General features: G+C 61.0%; 16 protein-coding genes and 1 pseudogene. 13 read left to right on the forward strand and 4 right to left on the reverse strand.

Translation table 11 applies throughout. The features are described from left to right. The first annotated feature begins 28 nt into the window (after window positions 1-28). The 4 genes from LPU83_RS53955 (at window position 29) to LPU83_RS74220 (ending at window position 3131) form a co-directional block, all read left to right on the forward strand. The gene (locus LPU83_RS53955; RefSeq protein ID WP_024315706.1) at window positions 29-442 is read left to right on the forward strand and encodes a rhodanese-like domain-containing protein; all 414 of its coding nucleotides are present in this window, start codon (window positions 29-31) and stop codon (window positions 440-442) included. 103 nt (window positions 443-545) lie between these two features. Then, complete coding sequence (locus tag LPU83_RS53960) at window positions 546-770, forward strand: hypothetical protein (protein ID WP_037069976.1); 225 nt, start codon at window positions 546-548, stop codon at window positions 768-770. Window positions 771-844: 74 nt separating this feature from the next. Further along, a complete protein-coding gene (locus LPU83_RS53965; RefSeq protein WP_037068948.1) occupies window positions 845-2227 on the forward strand; it encodes an IS701 family transposase in 1383 nt (460 codons plus the stop codon). A 412-nt stretch (window positions 2228-2639) separates the two neighbouring features. Further along, window positions 2640-3131 (forward strand): glycosyltransferase, encoded by a 492-nt coding sequence (locus LPU83_RS74220; protein WP_231052270.1) that lies wholly within the window; start codon window positions 2640-2642, stop codon window positions 3129-3131. An 18-nt stretch (window positions 3132-3149) separates the two neighbouring features. On the opposite strand, the gene LPU83_RS53975 is transcribed toward LPU83_RS74220, so the two are convergent. Further along, window positions 3150-3803 carry a TetR family transcriptional regulator C-terminal domain-containing protein gene (locus tag LPU83_RS53975; protein ID WP_024315705.1) on the reverse strand — a complete coding sequence of 218 codons (654 nt, stop codon included), beginning with the start codon at window positions 3801-3803 and terminating at the stop codon, window positions 3150-3152. A 303-nt stretch (window positions 3804-4106) separates the two neighbouring features. Here LPU83_RS53975 and LPU83_RS53980 point away from each other — a divergent pair, with 303 nt between their 5' ends. Both LPU83_RS53980 and hydA read left to right on the forward strand, forming a co-directional pair. Beyond that, on the forward strand, window positions 4107-5360 hold the full coding sequence (locus tag LPU83_RS53980; protein ID WP_029710124.1) for a Zn-dependent hydrolase: 1254 nt from the start codon (window positions 4107-4109) through the stop codon (window positions 5358-5360). A gap of 77 nt (window positions 5361-5437) precedes the next feature. Then, window positions 5438-6892, forward strand: coding sequence for a dihydropyrimidinase (gene hydA / locus LPU83_RS53985; RefSeq protein WP_024315703.1), 1455 nt, complete (start codon window positions 5438-5440; stop codon window positions 6890-6892). A 12-nt stretch (window positions 6893-6904) separates the two neighbouring features. Here the strand turns inward: hydA and LPU83_RS53990 are convergent. Then, window positions 6905-7181, reverse strand: a pseudogene (locus LPU83_RS53990) (hypothetical protein). A gap of 53 nt (window positions 7182-7234) precedes the next feature. Between LPU83_RS53990 and LPU83_RS53995 the strand changes: the two are divergent. From LPU83_RS53995 to LPU83_RS54025, 7 genes are all read left to right on the forward strand, one after another. Then, window positions 7235-8065, forward strand: a complete 831-nt coding sequence (locus LPU83_RS53995) for an ABC transporter ATP-binding protein (RefSeq protein ID WP_051166682.1) — start codon at window positions 7235-7237, stop codon at window positions 8063-8065. A gap of 36 nt (window positions 8066-8101) precedes the next feature. Continuing rightward, a complete protein-coding gene (locus tag LPU83_RS54000) occupies window positions 8102-8986 on the forward strand; it encodes an ABC transporter permease (protein WP_024315701.1) in 885 nt (294 codons plus the stop codon). Next, window positions 8983-10110, forward strand: coding sequence for an ABC transporter permease (locus LPU83_RS54005; RefSeq protein ID WP_024315700.1), 1128 nt, complete (start codon window positions 8983-8985; stop codon window positions 10108-10110). Before LPU83_RS54000 ends, LPU83_RS54005 begins: the two co-directional genes overlap by 4 nt. A 56-nt stretch (window positions 10111-10166) precedes the next feature. Continuing rightward, on the forward strand, window positions 10167-11138 hold the full coding sequence (locus LPU83_RS54010) for an ABC transporter substrate-binding protein (RefSeq protein WP_024315699.1): 972 nt from the start codon (window positions 10167-10169) through the stop codon (window positions 11136-11138). A gap of 389 nt (window positions 11139-11527) precedes the next feature. After that, a complete protein-coding gene (locus tag LPU83_RS54015; protein WP_024315698.1) occupies window positions 11528-12718 on the forward strand; it encodes an efflux RND transporter periplasmic adaptor subunit in 1191 nt (396 codons plus the stop codon). Window positions 12719-12728: 10 nt separating this feature from the next. Next, window positions 12729-16022: an efflux RND transporter permease subunit gene (locus tag LPU83_RS54020; RefSeq protein ID WP_024315697.1), complete on the forward strand. Its 3294-nt coding sequence runs from the start codon at window positions 12729-12731 to the stop codon at window positions 16020-16022. A 143-nt stretch (window positions 16023-16165) separates the two neighbouring features. Next, the gene (locus tag LPU83_RS54025; RefSeq protein ID WP_024315696.1) at window positions 16166-16846 is read left to right on the forward strand and encodes a Crp/Fnr family transcriptional regulator; all 681 of its coding nucleotides are present in this window, start codon (window positions 16166-16168) and stop codon (window positions 16844-16846) included. Here LPU83_RS54025 and ureG read toward each other — a convergent pair whose 3' ends face one another. Both ureG and LPU83_RS54035 read right to left on the reverse strand, forming a co-directional pair. Then, on the reverse strand, window positions 16847-17458 hold the full coding sequence (gene ureG, locus LPU83_RS54030) for an urease accessory protein UreG (protein WP_037069980.1): 612 nt from the start codon (window positions 17456-17458) through the stop codon (window positions 16847-16849). Window positions 17459-17561: 103 nt separating this feature from the next. Continuing rightward, window positions 17562-18233, reverse strand: coding sequence for an urease accessory protein UreF (locus tag LPU83_RS54035; RefSeq protein ID WP_024315694.1), 672 nt, complete (start codon window positions 18231-18233; stop codon window positions 17562-17564). Between the last annotated feature and the right edge of the window lie 2 nt (window positions 18234-18235).

Consider the following 18235-nt stretch of genomic DNA (forward strand, 5'->3'; position numbering starts at 1 on the left):
GCGGCAACTCGAACCGAAAGGACATGCCATGCCAAGCTTCGTCGCCGAAACCCCTGCCCTCTCTCCGGAGGCCACCGCCGCCTACTATGCCCGCAAGCTCGCCTTCGAGACCGATTGCTGGGACGTCCACGCATCGCTTTCCGCCGGCAACAGTGGCTTCGTACTGCTGGACGTTCGCTCTCCCGCACTTTATGCCGCCTCCCACGTACCGGGTGCCATCAACCTGCCGCACGGCAAGATGACGGCGCATCGCATGTCGCAATGGCCCGCAGATACCCTGTTCGTCGTCTATTGCGCCGGCCCGCATTGCAACGGCACCGACAAGGCCGCTCTCCGCCTCGCCAGGCTCGGGCTCCAGGTGAAGGTCATGATCGGCGGAATGACCGGCTGGGCCGACGAGGGGTTTGCCTTCGACAGCAGCCCGGCGACGGCGGCCGCCTGACGCAAGGTTCGCTGCACGGCCAGTGCATTGGACCGGCGCGAGGGAGATTGTATTTTCCTGCGCCGGTGCGATAGTCGGGAGGCGCAAAGAGGTAGCCTCCCGCATGACATGTCATATCGTTGCGATCGGCCAGTTGCCTCCGCCACAAAACGGCTTCTCGCACGCGACTAAAAGCATGATCGTGCTGCTTTCGGAAGCAAACAGGGTCACGGTTTGCAATGTCGCCCCGCCGACCGGCAAGCTGTCGCTGCTGAAGCATCCGATCAAGTTCAGTCGCGTCCTCAGCTCGACTTTGTACAAAATCGGTGGTGATTTCGGGGGCATCTGAGCAGCCCTGGGTGAATCAATTCGCCGCAGGGTCCCGGCCTTGCGCCATTCGTTTGATCGGATTCGAACGAATGGATGAGCGAACAACATGATTGTAGCCGTGAGCCGGGAGACGCGGTCCCCCACATCCTTCGCAAATGGCTGTCGCCGTTTCGTTTCTGGTTTACCGCGCCAAGCTGGGAGCATCTGCTGGTCCTGGTGATGGGTGCGCTCCTTTCGCCTGGCAAGCGAACGGTGACGGCCTGCCTGCGCATCACCGGACGCGCGGAGGTAAGTAATTTTGCCGCCTATCATCAACTCCTCAACCGAGCCCGCTGGAACCCTCGCACGTTGGCGGCCCGTCTGCTGTCCATCATTGTTGCCCGGCTCGTGCCCGAGGGCCCTGTCGTGATTGGCATGGATGATACAATCGAACGGCGTTGGGGCCAACGCATCGCCGCGCGTGGAATTTATCGTGACCCGGTGCGCTCCAGCCATGGCCACTTTGTCAAAGCCAGCGGCTTGAGATGGTTGAGCTTCATGGTTCTTTCACCTGTCCCATGGGCAAAATGTATTAAAGCCCTGCCGGTGCTGACGATCCTGTGTCCCTCTGAGCGCCATGATCAGAAGAAGGGCCGAAAGCACAAGCTGCTGACTGATTGGGCAAGGCAAGGCGTCTTGCAGCTTTGCCGCTGGCTGCCGGGCCGCGAAATCATCTTTGTCGGCGATAGCAGCTTTGCCGTTCATACACTGGCTGCGGCTCTTCCCGACACGGCCACTCTCATCACGCGGTTGCGTCTGGATGCCAGTCTCTTTGCTCCACCAGATCAACGGCACGAACATACGCTCGGGCGACCGGCGCAAAAAGGCAGGCCATTGCCGAAACTGAAAACGCTCCTCAAAGACGCAAAGACCGAGTGGCAGCGCATCGTCGCATCGTCCTGGTACGGCAAGCAAACCGACAAAACCCTTGATGTCACATCAGGAACCGGCCTCTGGTATCGGCGTGGAACGCCCCCAAGACCAATTCGCTGGGTTCTCGTTCGCGATCCATCAGGCCGTCGTGAACCCCAGGCGTTCATGAGCACCAACGTCAACCTTGAGCCCGCTCAGATCATTGCCTATTTCGTTCGGCGCTGGCAGATCGAGGTCACCTTCGCCGAAACGCGAGCGCATCTTGGCGTGGAAACCCAACGGCAGTGGAACGACAAAGCCATCATGCGCACGACCCCGTCGCTGCTGGCGCTCTACAGCCTCGTCACACTCTGGGCATGCGATCTGCTCGGTCATGGCGTCCTTCCCTATGCCGCCGCCTGGTACAAGAAAACAGAGTTCACCTTCTCCGATGCCATCGGTGCGGTTCGCATGATCCTGTGGGATCAGGATATTTATCGACAGCACCCGCCAGACCCGGACATTCCTGAAACTCAACCAAGCCGCCTCAAGCGGATGACACAAGCACTTTGCTTCGCTGCATAATGTACAAAGTCGAGCTCAGCGCCTGTCTCCAGCTGTTGCGCGATCGCAAGCATGGCAACAGGATCTGCTATCTCGCCTGCGAAGGCGGCTCTGGCCTGATCTACACGTCGCTGATCGTGCTGTTTGCGAGGCTCCTTGCCTATCCCGTCTACCTGCACCATCACAGTTTCAGCTACATCGATAGGCCGAGGTTGCTGATGCGATCCATCCTGACGCTCGGCGGCCGCCGGCTGCGACACATTTTCCTGTGCGACATCATGCGAGACGACTTCACCGATGCTTATGGCCGCCGCACGCAGAGCAGCCTGATCTCCAATGCGGCCCTCGTTGCAGCGCAGGAAGAACGGGACGAGCCGAAGGACCGCAGGCATCTCGTGATCGGCATGCTCAGCAATCTCCGCCGCGAGAAAGGGTGGACACCTTTCTTGATCTCGCACGGCAAGCGCGGAATGAGAGCTTGCCGATCAGGGCAATCCTTGCGGGTCCGGCCGGCGCCAGCGAACGCGCCGCCATCGATGCCGCCGCCGCAGAACTCGGCGATACGCTGGACTATCGCGGCCCGCTATATGACGCCGCGAAATCGGCCTTCTACCGCGAGGTGGATGTGTTCGTCTTCGCCACGACCCATGGCAACGAGGCGCAGCCGCTGGAGATCTTTGAGGCGAAGGCGGCCGGAAACGCGGTCATCTCCTTCGACCGCGGCTGCATCAGGAAGCAGCTCGACGAAAGCGACCTTCTGATTCCCTCGGGCGGCGAGTTTGTACCGACCGCGTTGGCGTGGTTATCGGCCATGTCACCGGAGCCAGCGCTCGAAACAAGACGGAAGGCGATCCAGCAAGCCTATAAAACCCGCCACGCCAAGGCGCGCGCTGCCATCAACTCACTCTTGAATTTCGACGAATGATGACGCGATGCCACGACATCATGATGCGCCAGGCACCGGCTTGACCTTCAGCCCGTCGATGAACAGCTGCTCGAGAAAGCGCGCCGCATCGTCGAAGCGACCGGCGCCTGCATGGTGCCCGAGCACCGCCCTCACCTGAACGTCGAAGTCGGCATAATGCTGTGTCGTCGACCAGATCGAGAAAATCAGGTGGTAGGGATCGCACCTGGCGATCTTCCCTGCTTTCGCCCAAGCACGAATAACTTCGGCCTTCTCGTCCACGAGTTCCTTCAGCGGTCCTTTCAGTTCGTCTTCGACATGCGGCGCGCCCTGCAGCATCTCGTTGGCGAAAAGCCGGCTTTCGCGTGGGAAATCGCGGGCCATTTCGAGCTTACGCCTTATGTAGCTGCGGATCTCGCTTTCTGGATTACCCTCGGCATCGAAAGCTCTCAATGGCTCCAGCCAGGTAAAGAGCACGCGGTCGATCAGCGCCCGGTGCATCGCTTCCTTGGTGCGGAAATAATAGAGCAGGTTCGGCTTCGACATGCCGGCGACTTCGGCGATCTGATCAATCGTGGAACCGCGAAAGCCGCTCACCGAAAACACGTCGAGCGCGGCTTCAAGAATCTGCTCTTCCTTCTCTTCCTGAATGCGCGTGCGCCGCTGAGTCCTGGCTGCTCTCGGGATTGCCATGTCGATCTTGTTTCCCCTTCAAATTCAACCATTTCACTCAAGATTGAACCGGTATGAGCCGCTCGCCGCAAAAATGGGCAGATGCCGGTGATTTTGTCTGTATTTTTCCTGATTTTCGTCTTGAGCCCAGCGCCGGAAGTTGTAATGTTTACCAATCGGTCAAATTATCGATCAGATGCAAAACAAAGGCAACTGGCGATTTTCCGGCGCTAACAAAACAAACAAGAGCGCCGAGAAACTGACCACGGGAACAAGCGGGCATGCGCGCTGCATGACCGCGAAAACAGGGTGAGGGCTTTAGACATGGTGGCAGCACCAGGCGAGAACATGCGCGTCAACGGGGATCGTCTTTGGGACAGCCTCATGGACATGGCAAAGATCGGCCCGGGCATTGCTGGCGGCAACAACCGCCAGACCTTGACGGACTCCGATGCCGAGGGGCGCAGCCTTTTCAGGACATGGTGTGAAGACGCAGGCCTGACCCTCGGTATCGACAAGATGGGTACGATGTTCGCGACCCGTCCGGGCACCGATCCGGATGCACTGCCGGTCTATGTCGGCTCGCATCTCGATACGCAGCCGACCGGCGGCAAATATGACGGCGTGCTCGGCGTGCTTGGCGCTCTCGAAGTCGTCCGCACCATGAACGACCTCGGCATCAAGACCAAGCATCCGATCGTCGTCACGAACTGGACCAACGAGGAAGGCGCACGCTTCGCACCGGCCATGCTCGCCTCGGGTGTCTTCGCCGGCGTCCATACACTGGAATATGCTTACGAGCGCAAGGATCCGGAGGGCAAGACCTTCGGCGACGAGCTCAAGCGCATCGGGTGGGTTGGCGACGAACAGGTCGGTGCGCGCAAGATGCACGCATATTTCGAGTACCACATCGAACAGGGGCCGATCCTCGAAGTCGAGAACAAACAGATCGGCGTGGTCACGCACTGTCAAGGCCTCTGGTGGCTCGAATTCACGCTGACTGGCAGGGAAGCCCATACCGGCTCGACCCCGATGAACATGCGCGTCAACGCCGGGCTCGCGATGTCACGCATCATCGAAATGGTGCAGACCGTGGCGATGGAGAACCAGCCGGGCGCCGTCGGCGGCGTCGGTCAGGTTTTCTTCACCCCCAACTCGCGCAACGTCCTGCCTGGCAAGGTCGTCTTCACCGTTGACATCCGCTCCCCCGATCAGGCGAAGCTCGACGGCATGCGCGCCAGGATCGAGAAAGAAGCACCTGACATTTGCGAAGCACTCGGCGTCGGTTGCGCGATCGAGGCGATCGGCCACTTCGCGCCGGTCACCTTCGATCCGACGCTCGTTTCGCGCGTGCGCGGTGCGGCCGAACGGCTTGGCTACAGCCACATGAACCTTATCTCGGGCGCCGGCCACGACGCCTGCTGGGCAGCAAAGGTCGCGCCGACGACGATGGTCATGTGCCCCTGCGTCGGAGGCCTCTCGCACAACGAGGCGGAGGACATCTCCAAGGAATGGGCAGCGGCCGGCGCTGACGTCCTCTTCCACGCCGTCGTCGAGACCGCCGAAATCGTTGTATAATCAAGGGCGGGATCATTCCCGCCTTTCTTTTACCGGCGGACGCAGAGCCGCGAGCAATCAATGCAAGGGATCTGATCATGAGCACAGTCATCAAGGGCGGAACCATCGTCACCGCGGACCTGACCTACAAGGCGGACGTGAAGATCGAGGGCGGCAAGATCGTCGAGATTGGCCCGAACCTCTCCGGCACCGAAACGCTCGATGCGACGGGCTGCTACGTCATGCCCGGTGGTATCGACCCGCATGTCCATCTCGAAATGCCGTTCATGGGCACCTATTCCTCCGACGACTTCGAAAGCGGCACCCGCGCGGGTCTCGCCGGCGGCACGACCATGGTTGTGGATTTCTGCCTGCCGGGACCGGAGCAGTCGCTGCTTGAAGCCCTGCAGATGTGGGACAACAAGACCAGCCGCGCCAACGCCGACTATTCGTTCCACATGGCGATCACCGGCTGGAACGAACGCGTCTTCAACGAGATGGAGACGGTCGTCAGGGACAAGGGCATCAACACCTTCAAGCATTTCATGGCCTACAAGGGCGCATTGATGGTGAACGACGACGAGATGTTCGCCTCCTTCCAGCGCTGCGCCGAGCTCGGCGCACTGCCGCTGGTTCACGCAGAGAATGGCGATGTCGTTGCCTCGATGACCGCCAAGCTTCTCGCCGAAGGCAACAACGGCCCCGAGGCACACGCCTATTCCCGCCCGCCCGAGGTCGAAGGCGAGGCAACCAACCGCGCCATCATGCTCGCCGACATGGCCGGTGTGCCGCTCTATGTCGTGCACACCTCCTGCGAGCAGGCGCACGAAGCGATCCGCCGTGCCCGCCAGAAGGGCATGCGCGTCTATGGCGAGCCGCTGATCCAGCACCTCACGCTCGACGAAAGCGAATATTTCGACAAGGACTGGGACCATGCCGCCCGCCGTGTCATGTCGCCGCCCTTCCGCAGCAAGCAGCACCAGGACAGCCTCTGGGCGGGCCTGCAATCCGGCTCGCTGTCGGTGGTGGCAACTGACCACTGCGCCTTTACCACCGATCAGAAGCGCTTCGGCGTCGGCAACTTTGCCAAGATTCCGAATGGCACCGGCGGCCTCGAGGACCGACTGCCGATGCTGTGGACCCATGGCGTGAACACCGGCCGTCTCACGATGAACGAATTCGTAGCGGTCACCTCGACCAACATCGCCAAGATCCTCAACGTCTATCCGAAGAAGGGCGCGATCCTCGTCGGTGCCGATGCCGATATCGTCGTATGGGATCCGAAGCGCTCGAAGACGATCTCGGCCAAGTCGCAGCAGTCGTCGATCGACTATAACGTCTTTGAAGGCAAGGAAGTCACCGGCCTGCCGCGCTACACGCTGACGCGCGGCGAAGTGGCGATCGAGGAAAGCACGGTCAAGACCAAGGAGGGCCACGGCCAGTTCGTCAAGCGCGAACCGTTCCAGGCAGTCAACAAGGCGCTCTCGACCTGGAAGGAGCTTGTGGCGCCCCGCAAGGTCGAACGATCCGGCATCCCGGCGACGGGAGTCTGATCCTTGACATCGTCACCCCTGTACCAGCCGATCAAGCTCCGGAAGCAGAACGACGCTTTCCTGCTCGTTCGGATCTGTGCGGGCGATGATCGCGGTGCAAGGGGTGCCGCTGAGGTTGGCAGGCAGCCTTGGCGCGCACGCCGGGCGGAATCGTCATAAGATGCATGCAGATGCCCTTGGCGCCGACCGTCTCGGCCGCGATGCCTTCGAAGTAGCTGAGCCCTTGCTTGCCGTCATAGGCATGACTGGGACGCACAATGTGACAGATGGGCTTTGATGTCGCGTCCATCGTCATCCTCCATGGACCTTGCCGGAACAATGAAAACCGCTACTCATACTATCATGCAAACCGCACAAGCGCGGGGAAAACAGGATACACAATCATTGACGCAAGCTGCCTCCGTCGTATCCGCCAAGGACCTCTGTCTGACCTACGATGCCAGCGATGCTCCTGTGCATGCGCTGACGAACGTCAATCTCGACGTGCGCAAGGGCGACTTCGTCTCCTTCATCGGCCCGTCCGGTTGCGGCAAGACCACTTTCCTGCGCGTGATTGCTGATCTCGAAAGAAAAACATCGGGTGAAATCACCGTCAACGGCATGACGCCGGAGGAAGCGCGCAAGGCCCGCGCCTACGGCTATGTCTTCCAGGCACCGGCGCTCTACCCCTGGCGCACCATCGAGAACAACATCGCCCTGCCGCTCGAAATCATGGGCTATGCCTTCGCCGACCAGAAGAAGCGCATAGCCGATGCGCTTGACCTCGTGAACCTTTCCGGTTTCGAGAAGAAATTCCCCTGGCAGCTTTCCGGCGGCATGCAGCAACGGGCCTCCATCGCCCGCGCACTCGCCTTCGATGCCGACCTGCTCCTGATGGACGAACCCTTCGGCGCGCTCGACGAAATCGTTCGCGACCACCTGAACGAGGAGCTTCTGAAGCTCTGGGCGCGCACCAACAAAACCATCTGCTTCGTCACCCATTCGATCCCAGAAGCGGTCTATCTCTCAACCAAGATTGTCGTGATGTCCCCTCGCCCCGGTCGCGTCACCGACGTCATCGACTCGCCGCTTCCCAAGGAGCGGCCGCTGGATATTCGCGAATCGCCCGAGTTCCTTGAAATCGCCCATCGCGTGCGCGAGGGCCTGAGATCGGGGCACAGCTATGAGCACTAAGGCATTGGGAGTTAAAACCGGTGCGCGGGGGCGCTCATGAGGCCAGATACTCTTAAGGATCGGATAGTCCCCGTCCTCACAATCCTGTTGGCATTGATCGCGATCTGGTACGTCGCGGCAGTGCTGATGAATGCCTCCTTCCAGCGCGACATGGATCAGCGCGCCAACCAGACGCCGGGAACGGTGGAATTCGTCGAAAAGACGCTGTCGCAGCCGAAGCCGCTGCTGCCGGCACCGCATCAGGTGGCGCAGAACGTCTTCGAAAATACCTTCCTGCGCAAACTTTCGAGCAACCGCAGCCTGGTCTACCATAGCTGGGTCACGCTCTCGTCGACGCTGCTGGGCTTCGGCTTCGGCACACTGCTCGGCATCGTGATCGCCGTCGGGATCGTTCACATCAAGGCGCTCGACCGCAGCCTCATGCCGTGGATCATCGCCTCGCAGACCGTGCCCATCCTGGCGATCGCCCCGATGGTGATCGTCGTCCTCGGCGCGGTCAACATTACCGGCCTCGTGCCGAAGGCGCTGATCTCGACCTACCTTTCCTTCTTCCCGGTCACCGTCGGCATGGTGAAGGGGCTGCGCTCGCCGGAGGTGATGTTCCTCGATCTGATGCGGACCTATAACGCCACAGCCGCGCAGACCTTCTGGAAGCTACGTGTTCCCGCCTCCGTGCCGTTCCTCTTCACCTCGATGAAGGTCGCGATCGCTGCAAGCCTTGTCGGTGCCATTGTCGGCGAGCTTCCGACCGGCGCCGTCGCCGGCATCGGTTCGAAGCTGCTCGCAGGCTCCTACTACAGCCAGACAATCGATATCTGGGCGGCGCTTGTCGCAGGTTCGGTGCTGGCAGCAAGCCTGGTCGCCATTGTCGGCCTCGTCGCGAAGATCGTCGATCGGTCGATGGGCGGGAGGCCGGCATGAAACAGATGACCTTCTCATGGCAGGGCGTTGTTGTCCTGGTGCTGGCCGCCATTGCGCTCGTGACGCTGCCGATCATGGGCGCAGGCGCGCCTGAGCCGGTTTCGTCGGCGACCGTTGGGCTGACGATCGCCCTGATCGTCGCCCTCGCCTTGGTTTCCTTCGCGCCCTTGCCGAAGCTTTATGTTGCCGGCGCTTTGCTGATCGGTGCGCATTGGGCCGCCTGGGTGCTGCTTTCAAGCGTGACCGGCAACGAGGGCCTGGCGACCAAGTCCCTCTTCCTGCTGATGGCCGCCTGCTGGCTGCTCGCCTGGCGCTGCGTCACCGAGCTTTCGGAGATGAAGCCGGTCTCGAATTTTGGCCGCTCCTTCCTGCGGCTGCTGATTCCGGCAATCTTCGGCGCCTGGATCCTGATCCTCTGGGAAGCGCTGACGCGTGGCGCCGGCATCCCCTTCGTGCTGCTGCCGCCGCCGAGCGCCATCGGCGTCAGGATCGCCGGCTCTCTGCTGATTCTGGCCGACGACGTGCGTCAGACGATCTTCAAGGCAGTGTTTTCCGGCTACGTCATCGGCTGTGGCGCAGGCTTTGCCGTCGCCGTCCTTGCCGATCGCGTCGCCTTCCTGCGCCGCGGCCTGCTGCCGATCGGCAACATGGTGTCGGCGCTGCCGATCATCGGCGTGGCGCCGATCATGGTGATGTGGTTCGGCTTCGACTGGCAGTCGAAGGCGGCCGTCGTCATCATCATGACCTTCTTCCCGATGCTGGTGAACACGGTCGCCGGCCTCGCCGCATCCGGTTCGATGGAACGCGACCTGATGCAGACCTACGCTTCGAACTACTGGCAGACGCTGCTGAAGCTCCGGCTTCCGGCGGCGATGCCCTTCATTTTCAATGCATTGAAGATCAACTCGACGCTGGCGCTCATCGGTGCCATCGTTGCGGAGTTCTTCGGTACGCCGATCGTCGGCATGGGCTTCCGTATCTCCACCGAGATCGGCCGCATGAATGTCGACATGGTCTGGGCAGAGATCGCCGTTGCGGCGCTGGTCGGCTCGATCTTCTATGGCGTCGTCGCCCTCGCCGAAAGGGCGGTGACTTTCTGGCATCCGTCTATCCGTGGTGGCTAGGCGTCGCTTTGTTCCCGCCAATGGGATTGGGGCATAACTTCAGAGGGAAAAAGAAAATGAAAAAACTGATTGTTGCGATGATGGCGAGCGCAATGTCGCTCGCAGCAGCCCAGGCGATGGCTGCCGACAAGGTGACGCTGCAACTCAAGTGGGTGACGCAGTCGCAGTTCGCCGGTTACTACGTCGCCAAGGACAAGGGCTACTACGAGGAAGAAGGCCTCGACGTTACCATCAAACCGGGCGGCCCTGATATCGCGCCGGAACAGGTGATCGCCGGCGGCGGTGCTGACGTCATCGTCGACTGGATGGGCGGCGCGCTCGTTGCCCGCGAAAAGGGCGTTCCGCTGGTCAACATCGCCCAGCCCTTCCAGAAATCCGGCATGGAACTGATTTGCCGCAAGGATGGCCCGATCAAGACCGAGGCCGATTTCAAGGGCCATACGCTGGGCGTCTGGTTCTTCGGCAACGAATATCCGTTCTTCGCTTGGATGAGCAAGCTCGGCCTGAAGACGCAAGGCAGTGCCGATGGCGTAACCGTGCTGAAGCAGAGCTTCGACGTACAGCCGCTGCTGCAGAAGCAGGCCGATTGCATCTCCGTCATGACCTACAATGAATACTGGCAGGCAATCGATGCCGGCTTCAAGCCCGAAGAACTGACTGTGTTCAACTACACCGCCATGGGCAACGACCTGCTCGAAGACGGTCTCTACGCGTCTGAAGACAAGCTCAAGGACCCGGCCTTCAAGGAAAAGATGGTCAAGTTCGTCAAGGCTTCGATGAAGGGATGGAAATACGCAACCGAAAATCCTGACGAAGCAGCAGGAATCGTCGTCGATGCCGGCGGCCAGGACGAAAACCACCAGAAGCGCATGATGGGCGAAGTTGCCAAGCTGATCGGCGACGGCACCGGCAAGCTCGACACGACGCTCTACGATCGCACGGCCAAGGCCCTCCTCGACCAGAAGATCATCAACAAGGAACCGACGGGCGCCTGGACGCACGACGTCACGGACGCTGCTTCCAAGTAATCAGCGGCTGAAACGACGAAACGCGCGGAGCTTCCGCGCGTTTTGCTTTTTGACGAAAAAGTTCGCGTTCCATGTCGCATCGGCCATGGCTAGCGCGTCATATGGAGGCGATGGGCGATCAACTATCGGAATGCTTGCATAACCGCTCAGTGATTGATCTGCATCGCAATGGTAATTATTGTGTTCAAAATGAGGAATTATTTTCTGCCGGGCTTGCACGATGGGCAAATCGCTACCACGTACAAACCGAATTTGCCGGACGAGGGACTTCTTAAGTAAGGGTCGGCGAAGGACGCGGAAATACTTTCTGAGAACACCAATACGGGAACCGGCCATTCGCGAGCTGATGACAACGCGCGAGTCTGACCGAGCAAACTGGATGACGACGCATGGCACGCACGCCTGTTAAGATACTTCGCGCCTCAACCCTGCTGATCGCGGCAGCTGTTGCTTCGGCAGCGTTTGCCCAAGAACAGCCGGTCGCGAAGCCGCAGCAGAACCTGCCGGCAATCGTGGTGACGAAGGCGTCCACCCGCACCCTCGTCGACCGCGTTGTTGCGACCGGTACGGTAAAGCCTGTCGAGGAAGTTTACATTCAGCCTCAAGTCGAAGGATTGTCGGTCCGCACGTTGAATGCCGATGTTGGCGACAGGGTTCAAGCCGAGAGCACGCTGGCGACCCTGAACGACGACGCACTCATCCTGCAGAAGAGCCAGATGCAGGCCACGAAGGCCAAGAACGAAGCGAGCCTTGCGCAGCTTCGCGCTCAGTTGATCGAAGCTCAGGCCAATGCAGAGCAGGCGCGCCAACAGCAGGCACGCGCCCAGGAAATGGGCAAGAAGGGCACGGTTTCCACGGCGACCGTCGAGCAGGCGGATGCCGCAGCGGCTTCGGCCAATGCCCGTGTCGATTCCGCAAAGCAGGCGATCCAGGTGGCCGTCGCGGAGATCAGGGTGACTGAGAGCCAGATCGCGGATGCCGATCTGAAGCTGGCGCGCACCGACGTCAAGACGCCGGTCGGCGGTACCGTCGCAGCCAAGAACGCCAAGATCGGCGCGATTGCACTCGCGACCGGTGATCCGCTCTTCACGATCATTCGCGACGACAAGATCGAGCTGGTAGCGGAAGTGGGTGAGAGCGACATCGTCAAGGTCCAGCCCGGCCAGAAGGCCACTCTCTCGCTCTCCGGTAGTCGCGAGAAGGTTACCGGCTCCGTACGCCTGGTTTCGCCAACGGTCGATCCGCTCACACGCCTCGGTTTGGTCCATATTTTGATCGATGACTCCAGCAAGGCACGTTCGGGCATGTACGGCAGCGCTGACATAGTCGTGCGCACCACCGAAAACGTGGCGCTCCCGGTCTCAGCCGTGCTGTCGGGCAATGAGGGATCCTCGGCCCGCAAAGTCGAGAACAGCGTCGTCAAGTTTGCCAAGGTCGAAACCGGCATCCAGGACGGCGCCTATGTCGAGATCATCAAGGGATTGAAAGCCGGCGACGAGGTCGTAGCCAAGGCGGGCGCCTATGTCCGTGACGGCGACCGCATCACGCCGGTTCGTGAACAGCCACCGATTTCCAACTGAGAGACGGCCGATGAACTTTTCAGCCTGGTCTATCCGAAATCCAGTCGCATCGCTTCTGGCGTTTGCACTGCTGCTTTTCGTCGGCATCCAGTCGTTCAACAAGCTGCCGATCACGCGTTTCCCGAATATCGACGTTCCGCTCGTTTCCATCGTCGTGACGCAGAGCGGCGCTTCGCCCGCCGAGCTCGAGATGCAGGTGACGAAGGAGATCGAGGACGCCGTTGCCAGCATAACCGGGATCGATGAGATCCAGTCGACGGTGACAGACGGCCAGTCGCAGACGGTCGTCATGTTCCGTATGGAAATTCCGACCGAGCAGGCCGTTCAGGACACCAAGGACGCGATCGACCGCATCCGCAGCGACCTGCCGGCCAATGTCGAGGAACCAATCGTCTCGAAGATCGACGTCGAAGGCCAGGCGATACAGACCTTTGCCGTCTCCTCGCCTGATATGACACTCGAAGAACTCTCCTGGTTCGTCGATGATACCGTCAAACGCGCCCTGCAGGGGCAGGCGGGCATTGGCCGCGTTGACCGCTACGGCGGCGCGGACCGCGAAGTGCGCATCGAGCTCAATCCCGACAAGCTCAACGCCCACGGCATCACCGCCGCGAGCGTGAACCAACAGCTGCGCGGTACGAACGTCGATCTCGGCTCCGGCCGCGGCCAGGTGGCGGGTAGCGAACAGGCGATCCGCGTGCTCGGCGATGCCCGAAATGTCGCGGAACTCGCCAACACGACGATCGCGCTGCCGAACGGTCGGTTCGTCAAACTGTCTGACCTCGGCGCCATCAAGGACACCTATCAGGAGCCAAAGTCCTTCTCGCGCTTCGATGATACGCCTGTCGTCACCTTCGGCGTGTTTCGATCGAAGGGCGCCAGCGAAGTCAGCGTCGCGGAAACCGTGGCCAAGAGCCTCGAGAAGGTGCGCGCCGAAAACCCCAACGTCGGCATCGAGCTGATCAGCGACTCCGTCTACTTCACCTACGGAAACTATGAAGCGGCCATCGATACGCTGATCGAAGGCGCGGTGCTTGCGATCATCGTCGTCTTCCTGTTCCTCCGGAACTGGCGTGCAACGTTGATTTCGGCAGTCGCATTGCCGCTGTCGGCGATTCCGACGTTCTGGATCATGGACCTGATGGGCTTCTCGCTGAACCTCGTCAGCTTCCTGGCCCTGACGCTCGCGACAGGTATTCTCGTTGACGATGCGATCGTCGAAATCGAGAATATTGCCCGTCATATCAAGATGGGCAAGACCCCCTATCGCGCGGCAATCGAGGCCGCCGACGAAATCGGCCTCGCGGTCATCGCAACGACGTTCACGATCATTGCCGTGTTCGTGCCGGTGTCGTTTATGCCCGGCATCCCGGGTCAGTACTTCATTCAGTTTGGTCTCACGGTCGCCTTCTCCGTCTTCTTCTCGCTCATGGTGGCACGCCTCATCACGCCGATGATGGCTGCATACCTAATGCGTGCGGAAGACGGCATCGAAGACCATCACGACAATGATGGTCGCTTCTTCCGCGGCTACACGCGCCTCGTGCGCGCCACGACCCGGCGGTGGTGGACCCGCTATGCGACGCTGATCGCGGCAATCGCCTTCCTCGTCGGCTCCGTCATGTTGCTTGCGCAGGTGCCCGGCAGCTTCCTTCCGCCGGAAGATGCATCGCGCATCGTCCTATCCGTAGAGCTGCCGCCGAACGCGACGCTCGACGATACCGAAGCGACGACGAATGCGATCTACAAGGACGTGAAGGATATCGATGGCGTTGAAAGCGTCTTCGTGCTCGGCGGCGCTTCGCCGAAGGGCGACCTCGAACTGCGCCGCGCGACCGTAACATTGACGCTCCATAAGCTCGACCAGAGGCTTTCGAAGAAGCTGGTCGACGACTTCCTTGGAGCGCTGCCGATCATCGGACCGCACCTGCCCAAGGTGGATCCAAAGGGCCGTGTTCGGCCGCAGTGGGATATCGAGAAGGAGGTCTTTTCCAAACTCCGCCATATCCCTGATGTGCGCATCTTGAAACTCAACGATCGCGGCGAGCGTGACCTTTCGTTCAACTTCCTCTCGAAGAACGAGAAGGACCTGAACGACGCTGTGGGTATCCTGGAATCAAAACTGCGAGCCGATCCGCTGCTGGCGAACGTCAGCGCCGAGGGCGCCCTGCCCCGTCCTGAACTTCAGGTCCGTCCACGCAAGGACCAGGCTGCCCGTCTCGGCATCACCCCGCAGCAGATCTCCGAGACCATCCGCGTCGCCACCATCGGTGACATTGATGCAGCCCTCGCCAAGATCAACCTGGACGATCGCCAGATCCCGATCCGCGTACAGGCGTCGCTCGATATGCGCCGCGATCTTGCCGCCCTGCGGGCGCTGAAGATGCAGACGGCGAGCGGCGGCACCGTGCCGCTCTCCACCGTCGCCGACATCGACTATTCGGAAGGCGTCAGCTCGATCAAGCGCAACAACCGCTACCGCGTCGTCTCGATCGGGTCCGACCTGCCGCAGGGCGTGGCACTCGACACGGCATCCGCCCGGTTCCGGCAGATCGTCAACGAGGCCAAGGTTCCTCCGACGGTTCAGCTGGCCGAAAGCGGCGACACGAAGGTGCAGACGGAAATGCAGCAGAGTTTCGTCAACGCCATGTTGATGGGCCTGATGCTGGTGCTGACGGTGCTGATCCTCCTGTTCAAGGACGTGATCCAGCCCTTCACCATCCTGTTTTCGCTGCCGCTTGCGATCGGCGGCGTGGCAGTCGGCTTGCTCGTCACCCAGAACCCGCTCTCGATGCCTGTCATGATCGGCATCCTGATGCTGATGGGGATCGTCACCAAGAACGCGATCCTGCTCGTCGACTTCGCCATCGAGATGCGTCATCGCGGCATGGAGCGCGTGGAAGCCATGGTCGAAGCGGGCCGCAAGCGCGCCCGCCCGATCATCATGACCTCGATCGCGATGTCGGCAGGAATGCTGCCCTCAGCGCTCGGCGTTGGCGAAGGCGGTGCTTTCCGTGCGCCGATGGCGATCGCGGTGATCGGCGGCATCATTGTGTCGACAGTACTTTCGCTGGTCGTCGTGCCCTCGTTCTTCCTGATCATGGACGATCTGTCGCGCTTGCTTGCCTGGATGTTCGGCCGTCTGGTGGGCAGGAAGGACAAGGAAGACCTGGCAATGTCCCGCGAAGAGCTCACCCAGGCTGTTGGTGCCCTCGAAGGCCGGGTCACCGCAATCGAGACCCCGGAGGGCAAGCGCGGCAAATCAGGCAATGTCGTGCGCCTGCCGCCTTTCGCAGCGGAGTAGCCGCTCAAACCAAAAGCCGGGGCAACTCCCCGGCTTTTTATTGGCCGACGTTTGATCGAGATCAAGTTCTGAACCTCGTCTCCCGGTTACCCTTGCCAAGTATCAGGTAGGGGCGGCACGTGCCGCACCGCAGGGAGAAACAGATGCCCAGAGCTTTGAAACTCAGCAGCGCGCAGCAAGCGATGCTTGGTGGTGCGTTGATCGCGTCCAGCCTTGATCGGCATGAGCAAGATGCACTGCTGTCGTGCGCGGTGGCGGTGCGCTACGAGCCGCAGGACGTTCTCTTCCGTGAGCACGACAAGGCACGCTACTTCTACTGCGTGCTAAACGGCTACGTTCGCCTCTATCGCGGCTCGCAAGACCGCGAAGCGGATATCAGTATCTGTGAGCCGGGCGACAGCTTCGGAGAATGTCTCGTGCTCGCCGGCGAAGGATATAATTATAGCGCCCAGGCAATGGAACACGCGATCCTTGCCCGCTTCGACATCGCGCAGGTCAAAGCGTTGCTCGACCAGCGGCCGCGTATTGGCGGCGCGATCGCGCGCAGCCTTTCGCAGCATTTGCTTTCGACCATGGAATGCCTGGCGCGGGATCGCATGCAGACAAGCCCGCAGCGCGTCGCGCATTATCTCTTGGCGCACTGCACCAATGAGGGTACGCGGGCCTCCTTGCGCCTGCCGTTCCAAAAGAGCCTTCTGGCGCGAAAGCTGGGTCTGGCGCCGGAGGCGCTGTCGCGTGCTTTCTCCACCTTGCGCACATCCGGCGTAAGCGTTTGCGGCCGCGCCATCGCGATCGAGGATATCAATGTGCTAAGGCAGGTTTAGCTATAGGCCGCCCTGTTCCTTCAGGAAGCTTACGATGGAACTGACGCCATCGCCGCGCTTCATGTCGGAGAAAACGAAGGGCCGTGCCTGGCGCATCCGTGTCGCGTCGCGGTCCATGACATCCAGGTCCGCGCCGACATAGGGAGCCAGATCCTTCTTGTTGATGACAAGAAGATCCGACTTGGTAATGCCGGGGCCGCCCTTGCGCGGGATTTCCTCGCCCTGGCAGACGGAAATGACGTAGATCGTGATGTCAGCCAGATCAGGAGAAAAGGTGGCAGCCAGATTGTCGCCTCCCGACTCGATGAAAACGACATCGAGATCGGGGATCCGCTCGTTGAGGCCAGCGATGGCCTGCAGGTTGATTGTCGCATCTTCACGGATTGCAGTGTGCGGGCAACCGCCCGTCTCCACGCCAACGATCCGATCCGACGGCAGAGCCTGCATGCGCATGAGCGCTTCGGCATCCTCGGTCGTATAGATGTCGTTGGTGACGACCGCCACCGAATATTCGTCGCGCATCGCCTTGCAGAGCTTGGCGGCCAGCGCCGTTTTGCCGGAGCCGACCGGTCCGCCGATGCCCACACGCAACGGCCCGTTTCCCGATTTCATGTTCTGAACTCCAATAACAGCCGATGATAGCGTGCCGACCGGAGGGCGGCCACCGGCAAATGACGCAGGTCGTGACGGCTGGCGGCGACCTGCCCGATCCCGGTCACGATCGAAAGAGCCGCGTCGACTGCGTCTCGTGGCGCAGCGACATGATATCGGCCTGGATGGTCGCCGCTCCAAGATCGTCGAGCGTGGACGTGGCCGACCGCTTCGCAATCCGTGCGATATCGCCTTCAAGGCGCGCCAGGATGGCAACACCGTCCTTCTGCCCGGCAACGCCGAGACGGATGCCTGCGGAAACCGCCTGCGAGAGATAGGCATGCAGGAATGCCGCAATCGCCCTCTCCGATGCGACCTTATGCGCACCCGCCACAGCGCCCAGTGCAACCGGATATGCCACGTGTTGCGGCAATCGATCGAACACCTCATCCGGCCAGGCACGGGCGGCAGCGACAAACGCCTCGCCAAGCAGCATCGTCTCCTGATGACGCTCGCGCGCGCCAGCAAGTGCTTCAGCGAGCTCCGCCAGTTCACCAAGCCGGTCGCGCTGCCCGTGGCAGCGGTGGCTCTCGGCAAGGAGGACTGCGTCGTTCCACACCACCCCGCGCTCGATGAGGTTCAACGCCCACGTCGCAAGCGAATGAGCGTCGGTGACCAACCGATCGTGAACGGCCCGCTCCAGACCGCCTGAATAGGCGAAGGAACCGATGGGGAAGGCCGGCGACAGCCACGCCATCAGCCGCAGCAAGGCCTGCAGGTCGCCATCCTCCGTCATGT

Origin of the sequence: Rhizobium favelukesii, from assembly GCF_000577275.2 — a bacterium.
Taxonomy (GTDB): Bacteria; Pseudomonadota; Alphaproteobacteria; order Rhizobiales; family Rhizobiaceae; genus Rhizobium; species Rhizobium favelukesii.

Bases quoted from the DNA above. Each gene is read 5' to 3' on its own strand.
- LPU83_RS54020 (WP_024315697.1), top strand. From the start codon at position 12,729: ATGAACTTTTCAGCCTGGTCTATCCGAAATCCAGTCGCATCGCTTCTG.
- LPU83_RS54015 (WP_024315698.1), top strand. From the start codon at position 11,528: ATGGCACGCACGCCTGTTAAGATACTTCGCGCCTCAACCCTGCTGATC.
- LPU83_RS54010 (WP_024315699.1), top strand. From the start codon at position 10,167: ATGAAAAAACTGATTGTTGCGATGATGGCGAGCGCAATGTCGCTCGCA.
- LPU83_RS53975 (WP_024315705.1), bottom strand. From the start codon at position 3,803: ATGGCAATCCCGAGAGCAGCCAGGACTCAGCGGCGCACGCGCATTCAG.
- LPU83_RS53965 (WP_037068948.1), top strand. From the start codon at position 845: ATGAGCGAACAACATGATTGTAGCCGTGAGCCGGGAGACGCGGTCCCC.
- LPU83_RS53960 (WP_037069976.1), top strand. From the start codon at position 546: ATGACATGTCATATCGTTGCGATCGGCCAGTTGCCTCCGCCACAAAAC.
- LPU83_RS54000 (WP_024315701.1), top strand. From the start codon at position 8,102: ATGAGGCCAGATACTCTTAAGGATCGGATAGTCCCCGTCCTCACAATC.
- LPU83_RS54035 (WP_024315694.1), bottom strand. From the start codon at position 18,233: ATGACGGAGGATGGCGACCTGCAGGCCTTGCTGCGGCTGATGGCGTGG.
- LPU83_RS54005 (WP_024315700.1), top strand. From the start codon at position 8,983: ATGAAACAGATGACCTTCTCATGGCAGGGCGTTGTTGTCCTGGTGCTG.
- LPU83_RS53955 (WP_024315706.1), top strand. From the start codon at position 29: ATGCCAAGCTTCGTCGCCGAAACCCCTGCCCTCTCTCCGGAGGCCACC.
- LPU83_RS53995 (WP_051166682.1), top strand. From the start codon at position 7,235: ATGCAAACCGCACAAGCGCGGGGAAAACAGGATACACAATCATTGACG.
- hydA (WP_024315703.1), top strand. From the start codon at position 5,438: ATGAGCACAGTCATCAAGGGCGGAACCATCGTCACCGCGGACCTGACC.
- LPU83_RS53980 (WP_029710124.1), top strand. From the start codon at position 4,107: ATGGTGGCAGCACCAGGCGAGAACATGCGCGTCAACGGGGATCGTCTT.
- LPU83_RS54025 (WP_024315696.1), top strand. From the start codon at position 16,166: ATGCCCAGAGCTTTGAAACTCAGCAGCGCGCAGCAAGCGATGCTTGGT.
- ureG (WP_037069980.1), bottom strand. From the start codon at position 17,458: ATGAAATCGGGAAACGGGCCGTTGCGTGTGGGCATCGGCGGACCGGTC.